At 57.3% G+C, this 3,319-nt stretch carries 3 protein-coding genes; all 3 read left to right on the forward strand.

What is annotated here, in order from left to right; translation table 11 throughout:
- Positions 1-2,419 (forward strand): TonB-dependent siderophore receptor (locus AC3B8H_RS19605; RefSeq protein WP_488443205.1); only part of this gene is annotated, 2,419 nt, incomplete at its 5' end.
- Positions 2,420-2,590: 171 nt separating this feature from the next.
- Positions 2,591-3,106: an RNA polymerase sigma factor gene (locus AC3B8H_RS19610; RefSeq protein ID WP_488443206.1), complete on the forward strand. Its 516-nt coding sequence runs from the start codon at positions 2,591-2,593 to the stop codon at positions 3,104-3,106.
- A gap of 19 nt (positions 3,107-3,125) precedes the next feature.
- On the forward strand, positions 3,126-3,319 hold a 194-nt coding region (locus tag AC3B8H_RS19615), incomplete at its 3' end, for a FecR/PupR family sigma factor regulator (protein WP_488443207.1).

Genomic DNA, 3,319 nt, shown 5'->3' on the forward strand with positions numbered 1-3,319 from the left:
GCTGGCGGTGGCGTTGGACGGATTGGCCGCGCGCACCGGCATCAAGCCGTTTTATTCAGATCAAGTTGTCGCCGGCAAAACCAGTCATGCGGTTTCCGGCCGCTTGACCGTGGAACAAGCCTTGCGGCAATTGCTGTCGGGTACCGGCCTGAGTTTTAAATTCAACGGTAACGAAGCGGTGGCGATTACGCTGCCGGATGCGAACTCGGCGGCAACCTTGCCATCGGTCACTGTCGTTGCCACAGCCAACGCCGAACGGCTCGATCCGGACAATCCCAGCTACAACCGCGCATTTGCGTCGGCATCGACAAAAACCGACACGCCGTTAATGGATACGCCGATGACGGTCGAGGTCGTGCCCCGGCAGGTGTTGAGCGATCAGCAAGCCATCCGCCTGGAAGACGCGGTCAAAAACGTCAGCGGCGTGCAGCCGGTGTGGACATCGGGCGGCCAGGGCCAGGATTTCGTGATTCGCGGCTTCGGCACCAACTATTCCCGATTCCGCAATGGGCAACGGATTTCCAACTTTAATGCCGATCTGGCCAATATCGAGCAGGTGGAAGTGTTGAAAGGTCCGGCGGCGATGTTGTTCGGCCGGGTCCAGCCGGGCGGCATGGTCAACGTCGTCACTAAACAGCCGCTGGCCGAGGCGCATTACTCGCTGCAGCAACAATTCGGCAGTTACGACTTATACCGAACCGTCGCGGAGGCTACCGGGCCGTTGAACGACGATAAAAGCTTGGCCTATCGTTTGGATTTTGGGTACACCGACCGCAATTCCTTTCGCGATTTCGTCAGCCAAACTCAAATTTTCGTGGCGCCGTCGCTGCATTGGCAAGCCAGCGATGCGACTGAATTCAATCTGAGTCTGGAATACATGGATCGCAACTTACCTTACGATACCGGCATTCCCGCCGTGGGTAATCGGGTGGCCGACGTGCCGATCAATACCAATTACGGCCAGCCCGGCGGGCGGTTCAACCAAGATCCGTCCGATAACACGCTGTTGGATTTCAATTGGTCGCACGCCTTCAACGATCGGTGGACCTTCAAGAACGGTTTCGTCGCCAACTGGACCGCGCAGCACTATCGCGAAGTGTTGGTCGCGGTGTTCCAGCCCTTGCTGGAAGCGGGCAATAATCCGCTCGTGGTTCGCCGGGGATCTCAATTCGAGGATCGCACCGAGGAATCCTATAACGCGTACTTTAATTTAAACGGCAAATTCGCGACCGGCCCTGTCGATCACAATGTTTTGATCGGTGGTGACTATTTTTACGACGAAGTGCGCCAATCGGGTTTCTTCGGGTTCAACGCGGCCAATGCGCCGGCGGACAGTCCTTATCATTTTCCCGGCGATTTCGGCGGCGGTAATTTCGCCTTTACTCGGGTCAACCTTTACAACCCGGTTTACGCGAGTCTGGATTACAACACCTACGAATTTCAACGCCTCAACCATCCCAACGATTTCTCCATCAACCAAACCTCTTGGTATGGCTTGTACTTTCAGGACCATCTGGCATTCTTCGACGGCAAATTGCAGATTCTCGGCGGCGGCCGTTACGATTGGGCCCACCAAGCGGCCGGCGTCTCGACCTCTTACCAAAACTCCGCCGACCAGAACGATAATTACAACGGCTATGTGCCTAGCTTCGGTAACGTCAATCTCGCGGCGCAAAGCGAGGGGTTTTTCAGCCCGAGGGTGGGTATTTTGTATCGGCCGTGGAACTGGCTGTCGCTGTACGGCAATCGCGTGGAGGGATTCGGGACCAACAACGGCCGTTCGGAGAACGGACAACCGCTGAAACCGGAGACCGCCGTACAGTACGAAGCCGGCTTGAAAGGCGAATGGTTGAAGGGCGATTTGACCGCCAACCTGGCCTATTTCCATATCGATAAACAGAACGTGGTCACGCTGATTCGGGAAGGCGTGTCCGACACCATCGGCGCCGCGCGTAGCCAAGGCATCGAAATGGATGTCGCCGGACAATTGGGCGGCGGTTTCAGCCTGATCGCCAGCTATGCGTTTACCGATGCCCGCATTACCCAAGACGGAGCGCTGTCCGGCAATGCCGGGCATCGCTTGCCCAATGTCGCGGAACATTCGGGCAGCACCTGGCTGAAATACGCCTTTCAAAATCAGGCTTTGTCCGGTTTACAGCTTGGAATCGGCGCCTATCTGGCCGGCAAGCGGGAAGGCGACAATGCCAACAGCTATCAGTTGCCCGGCTACGTGCGGGTTGATACCTCGGTCGGTTACAGTTTGCATCTGGGCGTTAGCAAGCTCACCACCCAACTGAATGTTTACAATATTTTCGACAAGCGTTACTTCGTGGCGGGCGAACCCTATAACGCCAATCGCGCCTGGAATATGCCCGGCGATCCGTTGACGGTGATCGGATCGGTGAAATTGGAGTATTAAGGCTGAATTTCGGCGCGGCGGTTTTTCGATGAGGCGGGGGCGGCTGCGTCGTAGTGCTCGGCCGCATCGGGCCGACGCTTTCAGGATCGCATTGCGGCGATTGGCCGCGATTATCGACAGCGCGGGGGCGGGGTATTTGCTATAAATGGCGTTTTTTCTCCCGGCTTAGCGATGGCCCGAACACAAAATTGGCTTGAACGCTTGTTCAGATTGCACCGGCAGGAATTGCTGGGATTCGCCGGACAGCGCTTGGACGATGCCGCCGAAGACTTGGTGCAGGATGCTTATCTGCGTTTGTTGGAGCATGAAGCGCCGGATGCGATCTTAAACCCGCGGGCTTATTTGTATCGGGTAACCGCCAATGCGGCGGTGGACTTGCGCCGTAAGCAGCGGATACGCGAGCTGTATGACGGCGAAATTGAAGACTTCGATCAAATCGGCGGTCCGGCGCCGACTCCGGAAGCCCTATCGGCCGATCAACAAACCTTGCGCTTGTGCATGCAGGTGTTGCAACAATTGCCGGAAGTCCAACAGCGTGTGTTTCTGTTGCACCGCATCGAAGGCTACAGTCACCGGGAAATCGCCGAAACCCTGAATCTGCCGCGACGCACGGTCGAACGGCATTGTGCGAAAGCATTGGAACTGTTCCTAACGGCAGTGGATGCCGCCGATTGGGATCGGGATTGATCGCGATGCCCCGATGCTGATGACCTCAAAAAATCGTGAACCAGACGCCCAGATCCGCGGGGAAGCGTCAGCCTGGCTGGTGCGCCTGAATTCCGGCGACAGCTCCACCGATGATCGCGCCGGCTTCGAGGCCTGGCTGGCAATGGACCCTCGCCACGCCGAAGCCTTTCACCGCGCGGAGCGATTGTGGCGCGAGTTGGCCGGTCTGGGCGA

The sequence above is a fragment of the Methylomonas sp. BG-2 genome, from assembly GCF_057766305.1.

What these genes read in the sequence shown, in the direction of transcription:
- AC3B8H_RS19610 (WP_488443206.1), top strand. Translation starts at nt 2,591, where the DNA reads ATGGCCCGAACACAAAATTGGCTTGAACGCTTGTTCAGATTGCACCGG.